Below are 18,284 nucleotides of genomic sequence, written 5' to 3'. Positions count from 1 at the left end.
GGGTGGCCACTAGCCGTCCCGAGGGGCCTGCTTCTACTTCCGCGCGCTCGGTGCCGGCGTTCCCGGTCGGTCCTCGTGGGCGATGCCTCGGTGCTCACCGCCCACCTCGAAGCGCAGCAGCCGTAGAGCGTTCAGCACCACGATGATTGTCGAGCCCTCGTGGATGAGCACGATCGGTCCCATCGAGAGCCCGATGAGGCTCGCGGGCACGAGGAAGGCGACGATCGCCAGCGCCGCGATCAAGTTCTGGCGGATGATGCCTGTGGTGGCCCGACTGAGCCGGCGGATGAACGGGACCCGGCCCAGATCGTCGGACATCAGGGCGATGTCCGCGGTTTCGAGCGCGACCGCGGAACCCGCCGCCCCCATCGCTATGCTGATCGTCGCGTTCGCCATCGCCGGCGCGTCGTTGACCCCATCGCCGACCATGCAGGTCAGCCGCCCATCGCTTCCCAGTCCGCGGATCGCGGCGACCTTATCCTCGGGGAGAAGTTCACCCATAGCCGTGTCGATCCCCACCGCTGTCCCGACGGCGTCGGCGACCTGCTGGTTGTCGCCCGACATCATCACGAGCTCGCTCACTCCGTCGCGACGCAGGGCCTCCAGGGTGTCCCTGGACTCCAGTCGAGGTTGGTCCATCACCCCGATGACGCCGAGGACGCGGCCCCCTCGAGCGACGACCATCGTGGTGCGGCCTTGCCCCTGCAGGCGGTCGACGTCCCCGGCGACCTCGGGCGGGAGGGTCAGTCCGCCGTCGGCCATCATCCTCAGGTTGCCGACGAGGACCTCATCGCCTTCGATCCGTGCGCGGACTCCCCGGCCGGTGACCCCCTCGAGGTCCGTAGCGATCAGGGCATCGCCGTCGGCGACGCGCTCCGCAAGGTCGCGGACGATCGCTCCTGCCAGCGGGTGATCGCTGAGCGACTCGACCGCAACCGCCACGGCCTGCAGCTCCTCGACCATCGCACCGGGCGCGGGCGCCACGTCGGTGACGGAGGGGTGGCCCCAGGTGAGAGTCCCGGTCTTGTCGAACGCGATCGCCCGCACCTTCGCGAGATTCTCCAGCGGCCCGCCGCCCTTGGTGAGCACGCCAGCTCTTGCCGAACGGGCGATGCCGGCGAGAACCGCGGCGGGAGTGGCGATGGCCAGGGCGCACGGGCTCGCCGCGACGAGCACGACCATCGAGCGGTAGAAGGCGTCCCCGAAGGGCTCGCTGAGGGCGAGGAGGCCGAACGCCAGCACGCCGAGGACGCCGAGGACGACGGCCGGGACATAGATCCGCTGGAACCTGTCGATGAACCGCTGGGTCGGAGACTGGGCCGTGTCAGCCTCCCGCACCAGGGTAACCACGCGCGCGAGGGTGCTGTCCCCGGCGGCGGCGGTGACCACCATGTCAAACGCGGCGGGGCCATTGACGGTTCCGGCGAACACACGCGACTCCACGGCGACGCCCTCAGGGCGGGCAAGGGCGACCGCGGAATCCGGCACCGCCGTCTTCTCCACCGGGATGGACTCGCCGGTGACCGCGGACTGGTCGATCGCGGTGTCGCCGACGCTGACAAACCCGTCCGCCGGGACCCGGGAGTTCGGGCGAACCACCAAAACATCGCCGGGCAGAAGGGCCTCGACCGGGCGCTCCTCGAGGATGCCCTCGCCGACGCGCACCGTTGCGGTGCGCGGGGCGAGTGCGGCCAGGGCCTCGATCGACTTCGTGGCCCGGGACATGGCGTACTCCTCGAGCGCGTGGCCGAGGCTGAACAGGAACAGCAGCACGGCGCCCTCGCCGAACTGCCCGACGGCGGCCGCGCCGATCGCGGCGACGATCATCAGGAAGTCGACCTCGAAGCGTCCTCGTCGCACGGAACTGAACGCCCCGATCACGGTGAAGTAACCGCCGAAGAAGTACGTCGCGAGGAACAGGGGGACGTACACCGCAGCGGGAGCCCCGACGGCGTATTCGGCGACGAGGCCCGAGGCGTAGGTGATCCCCGCCGCGATGGCGAAGTAGAGCTCCCACGGACGGTCGGCACGATCGTGGCCGTGCTGTTCGATGCTCCCTGATGCTGCGCGCGCCTTGCTCATCGCTACAACATATCACTATATGTAAATATCACGATGGTATGATTCTAGGAATCGTTATCGTTTCCGGGGGAGGAGCCCATGCAGCTCGACGCCGAAGAAGCCGAGCATGTCGCCGAGGTCATGAGCGGGTTGGCCACGCCGGCGCGGGTGCTCATCCTTGCTCGGCTGCTCGGTGCGCCGGCAACGGTGGGTCAACTCGTCGACGAACTCGGGCTCGGGCAGGCGTCGGTGTCCAACCACTTGCGCATCCTTCGCCACCTGGATCTCGTAGTCGGGGATCGTGTCGGGCGGCACGTGATTTACCACCTCCAGGACGAGCACGTCCGGGCCATGATCGAACAAATGCTCAGCCATACGAGGCACGCCTAAGGTGCTCTCCTCAACCGACTACCTTGCCCGAAGGAAGCGCGTAGTGGAGGTTCGGCATCGGGCGGTCAGAGATCCCCGGCGGAGCGAGCCGTCCGGGGGAGGGCTGAGACGGTGGGGTGGTCGTAGGGCAGCACGCCGGTCTTGGCTGCGCCGCCGGGTGAGCCCAGCTCCGCGAAGAACTCGACGTTGATCGTGTAATAGTCGGCCCATTGCTCGGGCAGGTCGTCCTCGTAGTAGATCGCCTCGACCGGGCAGACCGGCTCGCAGGCGCCGCAGTCCACGCACTCGTCGGGGTGGATGTAGAGCATCCGGTCGCCCTCATAGATGCAGTCGACGGGGCACTCGTCGATGCACGAGCGGTCTTTCACATCGACGCAGGGGAGGGCGATCACGTACGTCATATTTCGAGGCTAGACCTTGAAGCCAACTCGAAGGTCTAGCCTTGATGCTGTGCGCATCTCCGAGGTCGCGGTGCGGTCGGGTATTCCCGCGACCACGCTGCGCTACTACGACACCATCGGGCTCATCGACGCCCAGCGGGAGCCCAACGGCTACCGCGCCTACGACGACGGCGTGCTCGAGCGGCTGTCGTTCATCGAAGCGGCCAAGCAGCTCGACCTGGCCCTGCCGGAGATAGCCGAGCTGCTGGGCGTGGTCGAGGGAGACAGTTGTACGCAAGTCCGCGACGCGCTGCACCCGAAGCTGACGGAGCGGCTGCGCGAGGTCGACGCCCACCTGGCGAACGTGCGCCTGCTTCGCAACCGCCTGGTCGCCGCGACCCGCCGCGTTGCCGCGTGCCCGGACAGCGGGGCGTCCTGCCGCAGCGAATGCATGTTGCTGGGCGAGCGCCGGCGTGTGTGCCACACCGATGACGAGCCGAACGACGGAGGCGAGTAGGGATGCGCCGAGTCGTGGACGCGTGGGACACGCATCAGATCCCGCTCTACGTGGCCGCGATCGCGCTGGGCGCGATCGTCGGCCTGTCCGCCCCGGAGCTGGCCCCGACGCTGGAACACACCATCTACCCCGTGCTCGCGCTGCTTCTGTTCGCCACGTTCCTCGGCGTCCCGCTCATCGAGGTAGGCCGCGCGTTCCGCGACGTGCGGTTCCTCGGCACGGTCCTGGTGGCCAACTTCGTGGTCGTCCCCGTGATCGCCTACGGGCTGTCCCGGTTCGTCGCGGACGACCGCGGCCTCATGCTCGGGGTGCTCCTGGTGCTGCTGACCCCGTGCATCGACTACGTGATCGTGTTCACCGGCCTGGCCGGCGGAGCCCGCTCACGCCTACTCGCGGCCGCGCCGCTGCTGATGATCGTGCAGATGCTCCTCCTGCCGGTCTACCTGTTCCTGTTTGCCGGCTCCGACGTGCTCGCCGTCGTCGAGGTCGAGCCGTTTGTCGAAGCCTTCCTCGTGCTCATCGTCGCCCCGCTCACCGCGGCGGCGATCGTGCAGGCCGTCGCCCGCCGGCACCGCGTCGGCCGGATCATCGAGCACGTCATGGCCGGCGCGATGGTGCCGCTCATGATGGCCACCCTCGCCGTGGTCATCGGCTCGCAGATCGCCGCCGTAGGCGGCCAGGCCCTCGCGCTGCTCCGAGTGATCCCGCTGTACGTCGCCTTCCTCATCGTCACCGTCCTGCTCGGCCGCGTCGTCGGCCGAATCGTCCGGCTCGACATTCCCGGTACCCGCGCCGTGATGTTCTCCCTGGCGACCCGGAACTCGCTCGTGGTGCTTCCCCTGGCGCTCGCGCTCCCGCCTGCACTCGGCATCGCACCCCTGGCCGTGGTCACGCAGACGCTCGTCGAGCTCGTCGGCATGGTTGTCCTGGTGCGCGTGGTGCCGCTCATCGAGCGGGGGCCGCGCGGGCCGGCGGGGGATGAGGCGATCCCTGCTGAGGGAGAGGTCGTGAAGCCGTAACTGACATAATGAAGATTATCGGATGTCGTGCGAGGGGTTCATGAGCGGACCATGCGGCACTCGACGAAGGTCGGCACGTCATCGTCAATGATCTCCGTGCCGTCTAGCGTGAAGCCGTTGCGTCGATAGAACGACTGTGCGCGGGGGTTGTCTTTCGCAACCCACAGCAGCGCCGGGCCGTCGTCGATCACGGCGTCGAGCATCCGCTGACCGAGCCCTGATCCGTGATGCGCACTCAGCAGGTACAGCGCGTACAGCTGTTGCGTGACGCCTGCTGCGCGATCTGCGGCGTCACGCGGTTCGTCGGCGAGGGCAAGACCCACGATGTGTCCGTTCGACGTGGCGACGGCGACTCGCCGCGTCGACCGAGGCGGGCTCGTCAGGATGCTCGTCCACATCTGGCGCCGGCGCGCGAGAGCGTCGGCATCGAACGAGGAATCAGGCAGCTGTCCCGCGTAGGTCTCGCGCCAGCCCTCAACGTGCACGCGGGCGATGTCCTCGACATCCGTTGCATCGGGAGTGCGCACCCCACGCGTCATGAGCGATCGCCCGCGACTGCATCGTTGCGGACTCCGTCACGCAACGCGGGCTGGCGCGCGAGTAGGAACCACGCGAACGGGCCGACGACGGGCGCGACCGTGACGAACAGGAACCACGCGATGGCCTCCCAGGCACGCATGCTGGGTGCCCGGCGAGCGATCGAAATGATCGCGCTCGCCCACCACACGAGCATTGCCGCGCCGATGACCGCGAACGCCGCGTCGTACCAGGCCGGCAGCACGGGGTCGACGACATCGAGCCGCTTCATGCGCTCAGCCTAGGGCCGCGCTTCTTGGCGAGGACGGTCTTCCGCACACCCGACGACCGCTCCCCCGCAACCGTCGACGGATTCGCGACAAACTGCCACGGTGTGGTCTACTTGCCCGCCGGAGGGGAGTATCCCCGCACTCGACGCCGCCTCGTCATCACGGTTCGCCATCGGACCCGGGGCTGCGGGCCGCGCTCACCGCGGTCGGGAGAGACCTCCTGACTCACCGCCGCTCTGCCGGCTGTCAGGAGACACCTCATGGATGTTGACCTCTGGGTCTGGTTCGCCGTCGTCGGCGCCATCATCGCCCTGCTCGCGATCGACCTTTTTGCCCACCGCAAGGCCCACGTGATTGGCGTGCGCGAAGCGGCTCTCTGGAGCGTCTTCTACATCGTTATCGGCGTGACGTTCGGCGCGATCGTCTGGAACGTGTGGGGTGCCGAATACGGCCAGCAGTACTACGCCGGCTACATCATCGAGAAGTCGCTATCGGTCGACAATGTGTTCGTCTGGGCGATCATCTTTACGTTCTTCGGGGTCCCGCGGCAGTACCAGCACCGCGTGCTGTTCCTCGGCGTGCTCGGCGCACTCGTGTTCCGCGGCATCTTTATCGGCCTCGGCGCCGCGCTCATCAGCCAGTTCGGCTGGATTCTCTACATCTTTGCCGCGTTCCTGATTTACACCGCGATCACGATGATCGTGAAGCGCGACGACCACATTGACGTGGCGAACTCGAAGGTCATGAAATGGTTCCAGCGGGTCACCCCGATGACCGACGCCTACTACGGCCAGAAGTTCGTGATCCGTCGGGCGGGCATCGTGTACGCCACTCCCCTGCTCGCCGTGCTCGTGCTCGTCGAGGTCAGCGACATTATCTTCGCCGTCGACTCGATTCCGGCGATCTTCGGCGTCACGCAGGAGGCCTTCATCGTCTTCACGGCAAACGCCTTCGCCATCCTCGGCCTGCGCGCCCTGTACTTCCTCTTGGCCGACCTCATTCACCGATTTGTCTACCTCAAAATCGGCCTGGCCGTCGTGCTGCTGTGGGTGGGTGCGAAGCTCGCCCTGCTCGAGGTGCTCTACATCCCGACCAACGTCTCGCTGGCGGTCATTGCGCTCATCCTGACGGTGGCGATCGTCGCGAGCATCGTGAAGACCCGCGGTCAGGGGCGTCACGCGCCCGAGGTTGAGGAGGCCCCGCCGTTCCGCGAGGCGACCGATGAGGAGCTCGCCGAGGCCGAGGCAGTATTCGGCTCGAAGGCCCTCACCCGCGACTAACGGCCGCGTGCGGCTCCCGCGTCTTAGGACGCGGGCGTTGCGGCCGCGCGCCGAATGAGCTCCGGCAGGTGGGGCGGCTCGAAAGGTTCACCGCGGCCAACAAGGTCATCGGCCGTGACCCACTGGTGTGCCGTTACATCGACGTGCTCGTCATCGGTCCAGTTCGCGCTCGACGGATCAAACTGCGCATCAACCTTCAGCACGTAATACTCGGCGTGACCGCGATCGTGATCAGCCTCGTCCCACGCGACCTCGAAGTCGTATGAATGGATGCTCGCACCAACGCTGTCGACAACGAGTCCGGTCTCCTCGAACAGCTCTCGCACGGCCGCCTCGTCGTGGGTCTCATCGGGGTCGACTCCCCCGCCCGGCGTGATCCATCGCGCAAACCGTGACGAGTCGGGGGCCGCCGTCATGAACAGCAGGGCGGCGCCGTCGGAAGCGACGACGAGGATGCGCGACGTGCGGCGCAGACCCGGCTGCGGCGCCACCTGCTACTCCCCCGCGTAGTCGGTGAAAAAGCTGACGTCCCCCACCAGGCGCGTGTTGTCGGCCGGCACCGGCTCGACGGCGGCGAGGGCCACCTCGGCGGCGAACTCGGACACGTTGTAGAGCTTGCCGGCCGCTTCCTTCCGCGTCTCGATCGCCCCGGGCCGCGCGCGCTCCAGCAGCGTCGCGGTGATGGTGCCCTCGATCATGTCCCCGGAGACGACGGTGAAGCCGATGCCGCGGGAGGCGAGATCCGCGATCCGCTCACGCAGAGCATCCTCACCGGCGCGCTTCGAGAGCGCGACGGCCTCGTATTCGGGCATCGTCGGAACGGTGCGAATGAAGTGCGCCTGGTGGCTCGTGACGAACACAACGCGCCCACCGTCGCCCATGAGGGCGGTGCCCTGCTCGAGCACGTTCACCTGTGCGTCGCGGTTCAGTCGCAGGGCGTAGTCCTCGCCCATGTTCGACTCCATGCCACCCGACGCGTTCAAGACCAGCACGTCGAGCGAGCCGAAGCGCTCACGAATCGTGTGCATCATGGCGGCGACCGAATCGGCGTCGGTCAGGTCGGCACCGACCGCGATCGCCTGCGAGCCCTGCTCGGTCAACTCGGTGACGAGCTTCTCGGCGCGCGGCGCCTTGGAGCGGTAGTTGATGACGACGTTGGCACCGGCGGCAGCGAAGTAACGCACGGTGTCGGCGCCGATGCCGCGGGAGGAGCCGGTCACGAGGGCAGTCTTGCCGGCGAGCGAGCCGGCGGGCAGCGGAGTGTTCACGGGTTCTGAGCGTAGCGGGTGGCGTATTCCGCCAGCGCGTCAGTGCGGGCTGATAGCGTGACGATCACACGACTTCCGCCCGCGACGAAGGGGCCCCGCATGCTGCTGGACCTGACCCAGTACCTCTGGATCGTCTGGCTCGTCTTCGTACTCGTGTGCGTGATTATCGAGCTGCTCACGCTCGAATTCACGTTTCTGATGATCGCCGCGGGCGCCCTCATCGGCGGGCTCGGCGCCAACCTGCTTGGCCTGCCCTGGTGGGCCCAGATTGCCCTCGCCGCGATCATTGCTGCCGCCCTGTTGTTCACGATTCGGCCGCTGCTACTGAAGCGGCTCACCAAAGGCGCTGATCCGGCCAAGAGCAACGTCGACGCCCTGTACGGGATGCGCGCTCGCGTGACCGCGGACGTCACCGACCTGGGCGGCTACGCCCGCCTTGCGAACGGTGAAACGTGGACGGCGCGTGTTGCACCCGAGTACGAGCATCTCACCCTGACCGAGGGCACACGCGTTGTCGTGACCCGCGTCGATGGCGCGACCGTGGAGGTCGCTCCGGAAGAAAGGACTGACCCCGCATGATCAGCCCCACTGAGTTCGTCGGCCAGATCTTCGTGATCGGCCTGCTCGTCGTTCTGGCGATCTTCGTGATCGTGGTGATCGTTCGCTCGATCCGCATCGTGCCGCAGGCCTACGCCGGCGTTGTCGAGAGGCTCGGGAAGTACCACAAGACGCTGCAGCCGGGTCTCAACCTGCTCATCCCGTTCATTGACCGGATGCGGCCGCTCGTCGACATGCGCGAGCAGGTCGTCTCCTTCCCGCCGCAGCCCGTCATCACCGAAGACAACCTCGTCGTCTCCATTGACACGGTCGTCTACTTCCAGGTGACCGACGCCCGCGCCGCCACGTACGAAATCGCGAACTACCTTGCGGGTGTCGAGCAGCTCACGGTCACGACACTTCGCAACGTGGTCGGCGGCCTCAACCTCGAAGAGGCGCTCACGAGCCGCGACAACATCAATGGTCAGCTGCGCGTCGTGCTCGACGAGGCCACCGGCAAGTGGGGTATCCGTGTCAACCGCGTCGAGCTCAAGGCCATCGACCCGCCCGTGTCGATTCAGGACTCGATGGAGAAGCAGATGCGCGCTGAGCGTGACCGCCGCGCCGCGATCCTCACCGCCGAGGGCACGAAGCAGGCGGCCATCCTCGAGGCCGAGGGTGCCCGCCAGTCGGCGATCCTGAGCGCCGAGGGTGACGCGAAGGCCCAGGTGCTGCGCGCCGAGGCCGAAGCCGAAGCCATCACGACCGTGTTCGCGGCCATCCACCAGGGTGACCCCGACTCGAAACTGTTGGCGTACCAGTACCTGCAGACCCTGCCGAAACTTGCCGAGGGGGCGTCCAACAAGCTCTGGATCATTCCGAGCGAGCTGACCGAGGCGCTGCAGGGCATCTCGCAGGGCTTCTTCGCGCCGAAGGGCGACGGGCGAACGCCCCCGCCCGCTCCGCCTGCCGCCTAGGCCGGTCGTGGCGTCGCTGCCCTACTTCGAGCCAGCGCGACCGCGCGTCTTCGCCCACCGCGGACTCGCTCTCGAGGCGCCCGAAAACACGTTGCTCGCCTTCGCGCACGCGCTTGCTGCTGGGGTCGATCACGTCGAAACGGACGTTCACGCGAGCAGTGATGGCGTCGCCGTCGTCGCCCACGATGAGGACCTCAGTCGGATCGGCGGCAGAACCGAACGGGTCGATGCGCTGACGGCCGCCGATCTCGCGCGACTCGACCTCGGTGACGGTCAGCACGTGCCCACGCTCGCCGAGGCGCTCGACGCGTTTCCCGACCTCCGCTTCAACATCGACCTCAAGTCCGAAGCGTCGATCGCACCGACCGTCGAGGCTATCCGCGCGACTCGGGCGGAGGACCGGGTACTCGTGACGAGTTTCAGCGAGCAGCGGCGCCGCGCGGCGCTGCGGATGCTTCCCGGGGTGGCGACCAGCGCATCCGGCCCCCGATTTGCCCTGGCCCTTGCCACGTCAGTCCTGCGCGCGACGCCCGCGGTGCGACGTGCGCTCGCGGGTATCCACGCGGTGCAGATTCCCGAGCGCGCACGCGGCTTGAGCACCGTCACTCCCGCGCGGATCCGCGCTTTCCATGCGGCAGGCGTGGAAGTGCACGTCTGGACCGTCAACGATCCAGACACGATGCATCGCCTTCTGGACCGCGGCGTGGACGGCATCGTGACCGATCGCGCCGATCTCGCGGTCGCGGTGCTGGCCGAGCGTCAGGAGCGCTAAGCGACTGTCAAAGTTCTGGGAAGACGACGGGCACCCCCGTGGTTCTCATCTGTCGGGTCTATACCTATTCATGGAATTTCCCCCGACGGTGATAGGAGGTGCACGATGGCTGACCGAACCCTTCGCGGCATGCGACTCGGATCGCAGAGCTTGCAAAGTGAAGAGGGCGTCGAATTCGCGGAGCGTCAACGCGCTCGCTTCCGCACGACCGACGGAGAAGAGTTTGACGTGATCTTCGCCGCCGACGCCGAACTCCCCGGCACGTGGGAGTCGCCCAAGTCGGGCAAGGAGGGTCGCCTTCTTGCACCGGATGGTACGCCCGTCGACATCGACGAGGGCGAACAGAAAGCCGTGCGCACCCACTGGGACATGCTGCTCGAGCGACGCACCCGCGACGAGCTGGAAGAGCTGCTCCAAGAACGGCTCGAGCTGTTGCGCGCCCGCCGCGGTGGTGGAGAACGACTGCGCGCCTAGCCGCCGCCTACCGGGTCGGGGCCACGCGCCGTCGGCCCCGGCGCGAGCTAATGCCCCACAGGGTGACGCGCGCCAACGCCTCCAGCACGATGCCGGCGTGCATCTTTGATCGGCCACTCGCGCGCTCGACGAAGGCAATGGGGTGCTCGCGCACCACTCCCCCAGACTGCTCGACGCGCCACGCAAGCTCCACTTGGAAGCAGTAGCCCTGGCTCGCGACATGCTCGCGGTCGAGGCCCGCGAGCGCTGCAACGCGGAAGACCCGGAAACCGGCAGTGATGTCCTGGATTCGTGACCCCAGCATCCACCGGGCGTAGGCGTTGCCGGAGCGCGAGATCGCGCGCCGGATCCACGGCCAGTTCACGACGCTGCCTCCGGGAATCCAGCGTGATCCGATGACGAGTGCGGCGCCCACATCGTGGGCGAGCGTCAGCATCGCCGGCAGTTCGGCGGGGTCGTGCGAACCATCGGCGTCAATCTCGATCACCCAGGTGTACTGCTCGCTCGTGGCGCGCGCGAAGCCCGCAAGATAAGCGCTACCGAGTCCGCTCTTACCGGCACGGTGCAACACCCGGATCGACGCGTCGCCGGCGGCCAGTTCGTCAGCGATTGCGCCGGTGCCGTCGGGTGACGCATCGTCGACGATCAGCACATCGGCATCGGGGACGGCGATGCGGATACGCGAGACGATCGAGCGGATGCTGTCGGCCTCGTTGTAGGTGGGCACGATGACGAGGCTGTCGGACCCGGTGCGGGGCGCCGGGGTCATCGCTTGCCCTTTGCGGTGCCGCGACCGAGCACGCGCGCGGCACCGATCGTCGTCACCGTGAAGATGATGACGAGCCACTCGAGGAATCGACCGAAGTAGTGCGCCGGTGTGACGGTGTCGCTCAGCGGTACGTCGGCGACCATGGTGCCCGCGGTGAACAGCGGCAAGTCGGTGATCGTCGACCCGTCGGGTGCGACGATGGCGCTGGCCCCGACCGTCGAGGCGTTAACGAGGGTGCGCCCCGCCTCGATTGCCCGCAGACGCGCAATAGCCAGCTGTTGAACACTCTGATCACTGACCCCGAAGTCGGCGTTGTTGGTGGGCGAGATCAAGATCTCGGCGTCGTCGTCGATGGTCTGGAAGAAGAGGTCGTCGCTAACGATGTCCCAGCAGATCGCGATCCCGGCGATGACGCCGTCAATGTCGAAGACCGTGTCGCGCTGCCCGAACGAGTAGTCGCGGGGCACGAGGGCGAACAAGTCGGGTGCCAACGGGGTGAAGAAGTCGCGCATCGGCAGGTACTCGGCGAACGGCACGGGCCGAATCTTGTCGTATTGATCGACCGCCCCCTCCCCGGCACGCCACAACAGTTGCGAGTTAAACGTCTCGTCGCCGGAGGCCGTGATCGTGCCGACGGCAAGCGGGGCGCCGACCTCGCGGGACACGATGTCCATAACCTGACTGGCGTAGTCGTCGCGAAGCGGATCGAGGTCGCTCGCGTTCTCGGGCCAGACCAGCAGATCGATGTCGTCGCGGCCGAACAGCGGCTGCGTGGCGTCGTAGTGATCCTGGAGAATCTCTCCGCGCTGGTAGTCGGCGAAGAGTCCCGAATTCGAGTTGCCCTGCACGGCCGCGACCGTCATGGTGCCGGTCGTCGCAATGGGGAACGCCGGCCACACGAGCAGTGCGGCCGCGAGGCCCACCGGTACGGATGCGCGGTGCAGTCTCGCGAGATCGGTCGCGCCGATCGCGGCGACCGTCACCGCGACCAGGGCCGCAATCAGAAAGCTGAGCGCAGAGAACCCCGTCCACGCCACGAGCGGCGCGAGCGGCCCCTCGGCCTGTGAGTGCGCGAGTCGACCCCACGCGAAGCCGCCGAACGGGAACACGCTTGACACGGCCTCGCGGGTCATCCAGGCGCCGGCGACGACGACGGGAGTGAGCACGAGCCGACCGGCTGGCCCTGGCCAGGCGCGCGGCACCCACCGCCACGCCTGCGCAATGAGCGCGCCCCCGAGTGCGGTGAAGAACACCTGCGCGAGCGTGAGGGCGAGCCATGGTACGAGGCCGAGGTACACCGTCAGCCACTCGATGAGAAACCCGTAGTACGCGAAGCCGCTCACGGCACCGACGAGCAACCCTCCGCCCACTCCCCTGCCTCGCAGCGCCCACAGGACGAGCCCGAGCCCGGGCACCAGCAGCGGCCACCAGCCCGGATCGGGGTACGCGAGGCTCATGAGCCAGCCGCCGCCCACGGCCGCGAGCAGCGCCCAGCTCATCGGCGTCGGCGAAACGTCAGACGGATGCGCGCTACGCAACGGAGCTGTACGCGACGATGCCGCGTCGCACGGAGTCGAGGGCGGTACGGGCGGTGCGTCCGACGGGACCATCGGCGACGAGAGAGATCTGGTCGAGCAGGTCGATCGTCTGCTTGCACCAGCGCACGAAGTCGCCCGCCGCGAGGTCGGCGTCGCGCAGCACGGCCTCAAGGGTGGCGCCCTGGGCCCAGCGTTGCATAGGCAGGGCAAGTGTCGTCGCGAGCGGGTCGGAGCCGGGAAGTCGGTGGTCGCGCTCGAGGTCGTCGAGGGTGGCCCACAGTTCTTGCGTGCGGGACAGCACCGCGCGGAACGCTCCGCGCGGCAGGGCGTACTCGGGCGCCTGGCCATCGTCGCGACGCGCCTGGAAGACGATCGCGCAGGCCATCGCCGCGAGCCCGGGTGCATCGAGGTCGCGCCACAGGTTGCGGCGCAGGGCCTCGGCGACGAGGAGATCACGCTCGCCGTAGATGCGACGAAGCGCTCGACCGTGGGTCGACAGGCCGAGGCGGCCATGCTCATCGGTGACGAGGTAGCCGAGTTCGCCGAGCACCTCGGTGACGCGGTCGAACACCTGCGCGACCGCACCGGTGCGTCCCTCGATCTGCCGGCTCACGCGGTCGCGATCACGCTTGAGGCGCCAGTAGCGCTCGGCCCACCGGGCGTGGGCCTCGCGATCGGAACATCCGTGACAGGGATGCTTACGCATCCGGGTGCGGACGCCCTCGATCTGCTTTTGGCGACGATCGCGCTCGGCGCGACCCTGCGCATCCGTCGCCCGGCGCCGCTCGAGGTCGCTGAGCTCACGGCGAAGCGACGAGTATTGCCGGAAGTCACCGAGGTGGCACTCCATGGCGCGGGCGTAGCCGTCGAGCGCCTCGTCGTGCTTGCGGACCGTGCGCGCGAGGTCGACGACGGCGCGGTCTGCCTGGAACTGCGCGAACGAGCTTTCGAGAATCTCGCGCGTGCGCGGGCGGCCAAATTGCTCGATGAGGTTCACGGCCATATTGTAGGTCGGGCGGAACGAGGAATTCAGCGGATAGGTGCGACGGGAGGCGAGCGAGGCGACGGCCTGCGGGTCGAGCCCCGAGGCCCACTGAATGACCGAGTGCCCCTCGACGTCGATGCCGCGGCGGCCAGCCCGGCCGGTGAGCTGGGTGTACTCCCCCGGCGTGATCGGCACGCGCGCTTCGCCGTTGAACTTCTCGAGCTTCTCGAGCACAACGGTGCGCGCCGGCATGTTGATGCCGAGGGCGAGGGTCTCGGTCGCGAACACCGCCTTCAGCAGCTTCTTCTGGAAGAGCTCTTCGACGACCTCTTTAAATGCGGGCAGCAGACCCGCGTGGTGCGCGGCTACGCCGCGCTGGAGGCCGTCGAGCCACTCCCAGTAGCCGAGCACGGCGAGGTCGTCGTCGCGGAGAGTGCGGCAGCGCTCTTCGACGATCTGGCGGATCTCCTCGCGCTCGTGGGCGTCCGTCAGCCGCACGCCCGACCGCAATACCTGCCGCACGGCCTGGTCGCAGCCCATGCGGCTGAAGATGAAAAAGATCGCGGGCAACAAATTCTTGCCGTCGAGCAGGTGCACGATCTCGGCGCGGCTCATGCGGCCCTCGTCGCGGCCGCGATGTGCCTGCCAGCGGCCGGGGTGCTTGCGCCCACGGCCGCCCTGGCCCTGCGCGTACCCACCCGCCTTCGCGAGTTGGACGAGCTCGGGGTTCACGCGATGAGTCGCGGCCCTGCCCGACGAGTCGAACAGGTCGACCATTTTGGAGCGCACGATGACGTGCTGCTCGAGGGGCACAGGGCGCACCTCGGAGACGATCACGTCGGTGTCGCCGCGGACCGCTTGCAGCCAGTCGCCGAATTCCTCGGCGTTCGACACGGTGGCCGACAGCGAGATCAGCCGCACCCGCTCGGAGAGGTGGATGATGACCTCTTCCCAGACCGCGCCGCGGAAGCGGTCGGCGAGGTAGTGCACCTCGTCCATGACCACGTACGCGAGGTCGGCCAAGAGGTCGGAGTCGGCGTAGAGCATGTTGCGCAGCACCTCGGTCGTCATGACGACGATGCGGGCGGTCGCGTTGATGTTGGTGTCGCCCGTGAGCAGGCCCACCTCGCTCGGCCCGTACTGTGCGACCAGCTCGGTGTACTTCTGATTGCTGAGCGCCTTCATGGGCGCCGTGTAGAAGATCTTCGCGCGGGCGTCGAACATTGCGAGGAAGACCGCGAACTCGGCGACGATCGTCTTGCCTGCGCCGGTCGGGGCGGCAACGAGCACGCTGCGACCCTCTTCGAGCGTGCGGCACGCCGCGATTTGGAACGGGTCGAGATCGAAGGTCAGTTGGTCGCGAAAGGCCGACAGCCGCGGCAGCGAGCGCATCGCCCGCGCCTGCTCGAACCGCTCGGCGGGCGACAGCGCGTCAGTCATCGCTGGCGGCGAGCCCGTACTCGTCGATCATGGCGGCCTCGCGCTTCGCGATGCGCTTGTCATTGAACGCCGCCACCGCACACGCCGCGAAGTAGAGGCCGATGAGGGGAATCGCCAGCAGCACCATCGACAGCACGTCAGCCGCAGGGGTCGCGAGCGCGGTGAAGGTGGCGATAGCCAGAATCGCCCAGCGCCACGACTTCAGCATCGACTGAGCGCTCAACACACGAGCGAAGTTGAGCAGCACCAACAGCAGCGGCAGCACGAAGCCCACGCCGATCGCGAGGATGAACTTCACGGCGAAGTCGAGGTACACCCGGGCAGTGAGGAGGGTCGCAGACTCGCCAAACGCGAATCCGGTGAGCAGGGTCACGATGTTCGGGAAGACGAACCAAGCGGCGACACAGCCGCCGATGAAGAGCGGGGCCCCCGCGAGCAGGAAACCGACGGCGTAGCGCTTCTCGTTCTTGTGGAGCGCGGGCACGATAAACGCCCAGAGTTGGTAGAGCCACACCGGGGACGAGGCCACGATGCCCACGAGGAACATGATGATCAGCCGGGTATCGAACGCCTCGCCGACGGTCACATAGGTAATGGCTGCTTCGCGGTCTTGCTCTTGCGCGATCTGCAAAACCGGTGCACTTAGCGCGGCCCAGATGGGGTCAACGACCCACCAGCCGGCGATTCCGGCCACAATGATCGCGAGACCCGCGATCGTGATGCGCTTGCGCAGTTCAACCAGGTGCTGGCCGAGGGTCATGCGGCCCTCGGGATTCCGGGACCGCGGGGGGCGGTCGCTCACCGCCTACTTGGTGGTGGTCGAGTCGGGACCGTCCGACTTCGCCTCGGCGTTTGCCGTACCGTCGGCGTTCGCGCCGTCGTCGTCTTTGCCCGCCTTGATCTCTTTCTTGAAGATCGTCATCGACTGACCGAGGCTCTTCGCGAGCTGGGGCAGCTTGGGGGCGGCGAACAAGAGCAGGATGACCAACAGGAGGATCAGGCCGGTCCAGCCAGAGAGTTGGGGCATTCAGCTCACGTCCTTCACGTAGCGGTGGTGCGAGGTGCTCACGAGTCTAACCCTCGACGCTGGGCGGCAAGCGCGCGTTCGGCCCAGTGTCGCGCCTCGTCCCTCGCCTCGGGGGTCACGATGTGCCCCGCCGGACCGACTCGGGCCGCGAGGCGACCGATTTTCGCGGTGTGCGAGAGCGAGACGGTCGCAAGAACGCGACCGGGAGCATCCGGAATCGGATCGATGCTCTCGGGCAGGTAGTCGGCGATCAGCGGGAGGGCGTCGTCGGCGATGTCGATCTGGATGCGCGTCGCTCCGGAGGTGGCTCCGCTGAACAGCGCCGCCGGGTCGGCGAGCGACGCGGGATGCGCGTCCGCCTCCCCCACGGAGCTCACGGACGCCATGCGGTCAAGCCGGAACGTGCGCTCGGCTTCGCGGTGCACGCACCAGGCGCGCAGGTACCAGACACCATCAACGGAGTCGAGGCGAATCGGATCGACAAGCCGCTCTTGGCGGTCGCCATCGCCCGTCACGTAGTCGAGCCGGAGGCGCTGGCCCGCCGACTGCGCGGCGCGCACCGTGCGAAGCACCTCACCCGGGTCGATGACGTCGACCGCGACGGGTGCGAGCTGCGCCGACGCGCCCCGGGTGAGTTTCTCGCGGAGTGCGGCGAGCTCATCGCGGTCGGCGAAGTCAGGCAGAGCGGCGAGGGTCTGCAAGCCAGCGAGCAGCGCAGCGGCCTCGCGGCCCGACAGGCGCGGTTGCTCGGTGAGAGGCGCCTGACGAAAGCGGATGATCTGCTCGTCCTCAAACTGATCCCAGTCGATGTCGAACATGCCCGCGCCGGGGAGGACGCTGCCGCTGGCGTCGGGAACGCCGCTCACGGCAATGAGTTCTACCGAGCGGCGGATGCGCTCTGGCGTGGTGCCGAAGTGCGCTGCCGCCTGGTCAACCGTGACCTGCACCTGATCGATGAGATACGGAACCAGAGCGAGAAGAAACGTCAGCCGATCGGGCGTCGTACCGAGAGCCTCGCGCGCGTCAGCCATGGGCGGCCACCACGCGTTCCCAGCGCTCGACGACGGCATCGACCAGAGCGGGCGGGCCGAGCACCTGAACCTCATCACCGAAACCGGCGAGCTCGTCGGCGAGCAGCGTCAGATCGGTTGATCGCACGTGCAACACCTCGCCCTCACTGTGTGAACCGCGGCGGTTGCGCAGCACGACGTCGGCCTCGCTGCCGGGTTGAGAGCGCACGGTCGCGACGTTATGGCGCCACAGCTCGGCGAGCTCGGCGAGCGCGCGCTCGGCGTCGCCCGGTGCCGCCGTGCGAGCGGTTCCGGCACGCTGACGAACCGTGCCCACAATGCGCTGTAAGAGGAAAGTGCGCTCACCGTCGCGCACCTCGTCGTAGGCCAACAGGTGCCAGCGCCCCTCGTGCTGAACGAGCGCGAGCGGGGACACGAGACGCACCTCGGGGCGCGCATCCCCCGGTTTCAGATACGAAAACTCGACCTGGCGGCCGCGAGAGATCGCTACCGTGAGCGGGTTGTGGGCACGATCGAGCGCGCGCAGCGTGGGCGCGACGCCGATCACGGCATCACCGATGGTTACCCCCAGACCGCGGAGCTTGGTGAGCGCGCGACGTGAGTCATCGCTCAGCGAACCCTCGCGCCAGACCTGGCCGGCAAGAGACAGCAGCGCCAGCTCGTCGGCGGTGAAGGCAACATCGTCGGGCATCGGGTACGCATCGCGCGAGACGCGGTAGCGCTGCAACTTCGTGTCACCATCGGCGCCGAGCTGGTCGATGGTCTCCAGCGGGATGCCCAGATCGCGCAGGTCGTCTTTGTCTCGCTCGAACTGGCGCTCGAGACTCGCGTTGTCGGCCCCCGCAACGTAGCGCTGAGCGTAGCCCTCGACCGTCGATAGAATCTGGCTCTTTGTGAGCCCGGTGTCGGTCGCGATCAGCGCGAGCACGAGGTGAAAGAGACGCTCCTCGGCCGGTGTGCGGCGTGCGGGCGTGTCAGCGGTCACAGCCGCCATCCTAGAACGCGACCGACGC

General features: G+C 67.7%; 21 protein-coding genes. 8 read left to right on the top strand and 13 right to left on the bottom strand.

Annotated features, from left to right (window positions below):
• Positions 1–33: 33 nt before the first annotated feature.
• Positions 34–2,082: a heavy metal translocating P-type ATPase gene (locus EV141_RS00700; RefSeq protein WP_130484066.1), complete on the bottom strand. Its 2,049-nt coding sequence runs from the start codon at positions 2,080–2,082 to the stop codon at positions 34–36.
• A gap of 78 nt (positions 2,083–2,160) precedes the next feature.
• Between EV141_RS00700 and EV141_RS00695 the strand changes: the two genes are divergently transcribed.
• Complete coding sequence (locus EV141_RS00695) at positions 2,161–2,451, top strand: ArsR/SmtB family transcription factor (RefSeq protein ID WP_130484065.1); 291 nt, start codon at positions 2,161–2,163, stop codon at positions 2,449–2,451.
• A 65-nt stretch (positions 2,452–2,516) separates the two neighbouring features.
• On the opposite strand, the gene fdxA is transcribed toward EV141_RS00695, so the two are convergent.
• A complete protein-coding gene (fdxA, locus tag EV141_RS00690) occupies positions 2,517–2,852 on the bottom strand; it encodes a ferredoxin (RefSeq protein ID WP_130484064.1) in 336 nt (111 codons plus the stop codon).
• A gap of 49 nt (positions 2,853–2,901) precedes the next feature.
• On the opposite strand from fdxA, the gene EV141_RS00685 reads away from it, so the two are divergent.
• On the top strand, positions 2,902–3,348 hold the full coding sequence (locus EV141_RS00685) for a MerR family transcriptional regulator (RefSeq protein WP_130484063.1): 447 nt from the start codon (positions 2,902–2,904) through the stop codon (positions 3,346–3,348).
• A 2-nt stretch (positions 3,349–3,350) separates the two neighbouring features.
• On the top strand, positions 3,351–4,367 hold the full coding sequence (locus EV141_RS00680; RefSeq protein ID WP_130484062.1) for an arsenic resistance protein: 1,017 nt from the start codon (positions 3,351–3,353) through the stop codon (positions 4,365–4,367).
• Positions 4,368–4,405: 38 nt separating this feature from the next.
• Here the strand turns inward: EV141_RS00680 and EV141_RS00675 are convergent, their stop codons facing one another.
• Positions 4,406–4,894 (bottom strand): GNAT family N-acetyltransferase, encoded by a 489-nt coding sequence (locus EV141_RS00675; RefSeq protein WP_241968918.1) that lies wholly within the window; start codon positions 4,892–4,894, stop codon positions 4,406–4,408.
• An 8-nt stretch (positions 4,895–4,902) separates the two neighbouring features.
• The gene (locus EV141_RS00670; RefSeq protein WP_130484060.1) at positions 4,903–5,175 is read right to left on the bottom strand and encodes a PLDc N-terminal domain-containing protein; all 273 of its coding nucleotides are present in this window, start codon (positions 5,173–5,175) and stop codon (positions 4,903–4,905) included.
• Between the two features lie 258 nt (positions 5,176–5,433).
• On the opposite strand from EV141_RS00670, the gene EV141_RS00665 reads away from it, so the two are divergent.
• Entirely contained in the window at positions 5,434–6,453 is a 1,020-nt protein-coding gene (locus EV141_RS00665; protein ID WP_130484059.1) for a TerC family protein, read from the top strand.
• 23 nt (positions 6,454–6,476) lie between these two features.
• Here the strand turns inward: EV141_RS00665 and EV141_RS00660 are convergent, their stop codons facing one another.
• Together EV141_RS00660 and EV141_RS00655 are read right to left on the bottom strand one after the other, a co-directional pair.
• A complete protein-coding gene (locus tag EV141_RS00660) occupies positions 6,477–6,944 on the bottom strand; it encodes an NUDIX hydrolase (RefSeq protein WP_130484058.1) in 468 nt (155 codons plus the stop codon).
• Between the two features lie 3 nt (positions 6,945–6,947).
• Positions 6,948–7,721: an SDR family oxidoreductase gene (locus EV141_RS00655; protein WP_130484057.1), complete on the bottom strand. Its 774-nt coding sequence runs from the start codon at positions 7,719–7,721 to the stop codon at positions 6,948–6,950.
• 99 nt (positions 7,722–7,820) lie between these two features.
• Between EV141_RS00655 and EV141_RS00650 the strand changes: the two genes are divergently transcribed.
• The 4 genes from EV141_RS00650 to EV141_RS00635 all read left to right on the top strand — a co-directional run bounded on the left by EV141_RS00650 (position 7,821) and on the right by EV141_RS00635 (position 10,481).
• Positions 7,821–8,300, top strand: a complete 480-nt coding sequence (locus EV141_RS00650; RefSeq protein WP_130484056.1) for an NfeD family protein — start codon at positions 7,821–7,823, stop codon at positions 8,298–8,300.
• Positions 8,297–9,235, top strand: coding sequence for an SPFH domain-containing protein (locus EV141_RS00645; protein WP_130484055.1), 939 nt, complete (start codon positions 8,297–8,299; stop codon positions 9,233–9,235). Before EV141_RS00650 ends, EV141_RS00645 begins: the two co-directional genes overlap by 4 nt.
• A 7-nt stretch (positions 9,236–9,242) precedes the next feature.
• A complete protein-coding gene (locus EV141_RS00640) occupies positions 9,243–10,007 on the top strand; it encodes a glycerophosphodiester phosphodiesterase family protein (RefSeq protein WP_375880256.1) in 765 nt (254 codons plus the stop codon).
• A 105-nt stretch (positions 10,008–10,112) separates the two neighbouring features.
• Positions 10,113–10,481 (top strand): RNA polymerase-binding protein RbpA, encoded by a 369-nt coding sequence (locus tag EV141_RS00635; RefSeq protein WP_130484054.1) that lies wholly within the window; start codon positions 10,113–10,115, stop codon positions 10,479–10,481.
• A gap of 7 nt (positions 10,482–10,488) precedes the next feature.
• Here EV141_RS00635 and EV141_RS00630 read toward each other — a convergent pair whose 3' ends face one another.
• The 7 genes from EV141_RS00630 to EV141_RS00600 are packed head-to-tail and all read right to left on the bottom strand — an operon-like array spanning position 10,489 to position 18,265.
• Positions 10,489–11,250 (bottom strand): polyprenol monophosphomannose synthase, encoded by a 762-nt coding sequence (locus tag EV141_RS00630; RefSeq protein ID WP_130484053.1) that lies wholly within the window; start codon positions 11,248–11,250, stop codon positions 10,489–10,491.
• On the bottom strand, positions 11,247–12,749 hold the full coding sequence (lnt, locus tag EV141_RS00625) for an apolipoprotein N-acyltransferase (RefSeq protein ID WP_157985471.1): 1,503 nt from the start codon (positions 12,747–12,749) through the stop codon (positions 11,247–11,249). The genes EV141_RS00630 and lnt overlap by 4 nt, the downstream gene beginning before the upstream one ends.
• A 31-nt stretch (positions 12,750–12,780) precedes the next feature.
• Positions 12,781–15,213 (bottom strand): DEAD/DEAH box helicase, encoded by a 2,433-nt coding sequence (locus EV141_RS00620; protein WP_130484051.1) that lies wholly within the window; start codon positions 15,211–15,213, stop codon positions 12,781–12,783.
• Positions 15,206–16,015, bottom strand: coding sequence for a twin-arginine translocase subunit TatC (tatC, locus tag EV141_RS00615; protein WP_241968916.1), 810 nt, complete (start codon positions 16,013–16,015; stop codon positions 15,206–15,208). The genes EV141_RS00620 and tatC overlap by 8 nt, the downstream gene beginning before the upstream one ends.
• Positions 16,016–16,018: 3 nt before the next feature.
• A complete protein-coding gene (locus EV141_RS00610; protein ID WP_130484050.1) occupies positions 16,019–16,240 on the bottom strand; it encodes a twin-arginine translocase TatA/TatE family subunit in 222 nt (73 codons plus the stop codon).
• 38 nt (positions 16,241–16,278) lie between these two features.
• Positions 16,279–17,271, bottom strand: coding sequence for a helix-turn-helix transcriptional regulator (locus EV141_RS00605; protein ID WP_157985470.1), 993 nt, complete (start codon positions 17,269–17,271; stop codon positions 16,279–16,281).
• The gene (locus tag EV141_RS00600; RefSeq protein ID WP_130484048.1) at positions 17,264–18,265 is read right to left on the bottom strand and encodes a helix-turn-helix transcriptional regulator; all 1,002 of its coding nucleotides are present in this window, start codon (positions 18,263–18,265) and stop codon (positions 17,264–17,266) included. The genes EV141_RS00605 and EV141_RS00600 overlap by 8 nt, the downstream gene beginning before the upstream one ends.
• Between the last annotated feature and the right edge of the window lie 19 nt (positions 18,266–18,284).

The organism is Microcella putealis (genome assembly GCF_004216575.1).
Classification (GTDB): Bacteria; Actinomycetota; Actinomycetes; order Actinomycetales; family Microbacteriaceae; genus Microcella; species Microcella putealis.
Note: the sequence above shows the minus strand (reverse complement) of the source record. Positions and strands in the feature narration are given on the sequence as shown.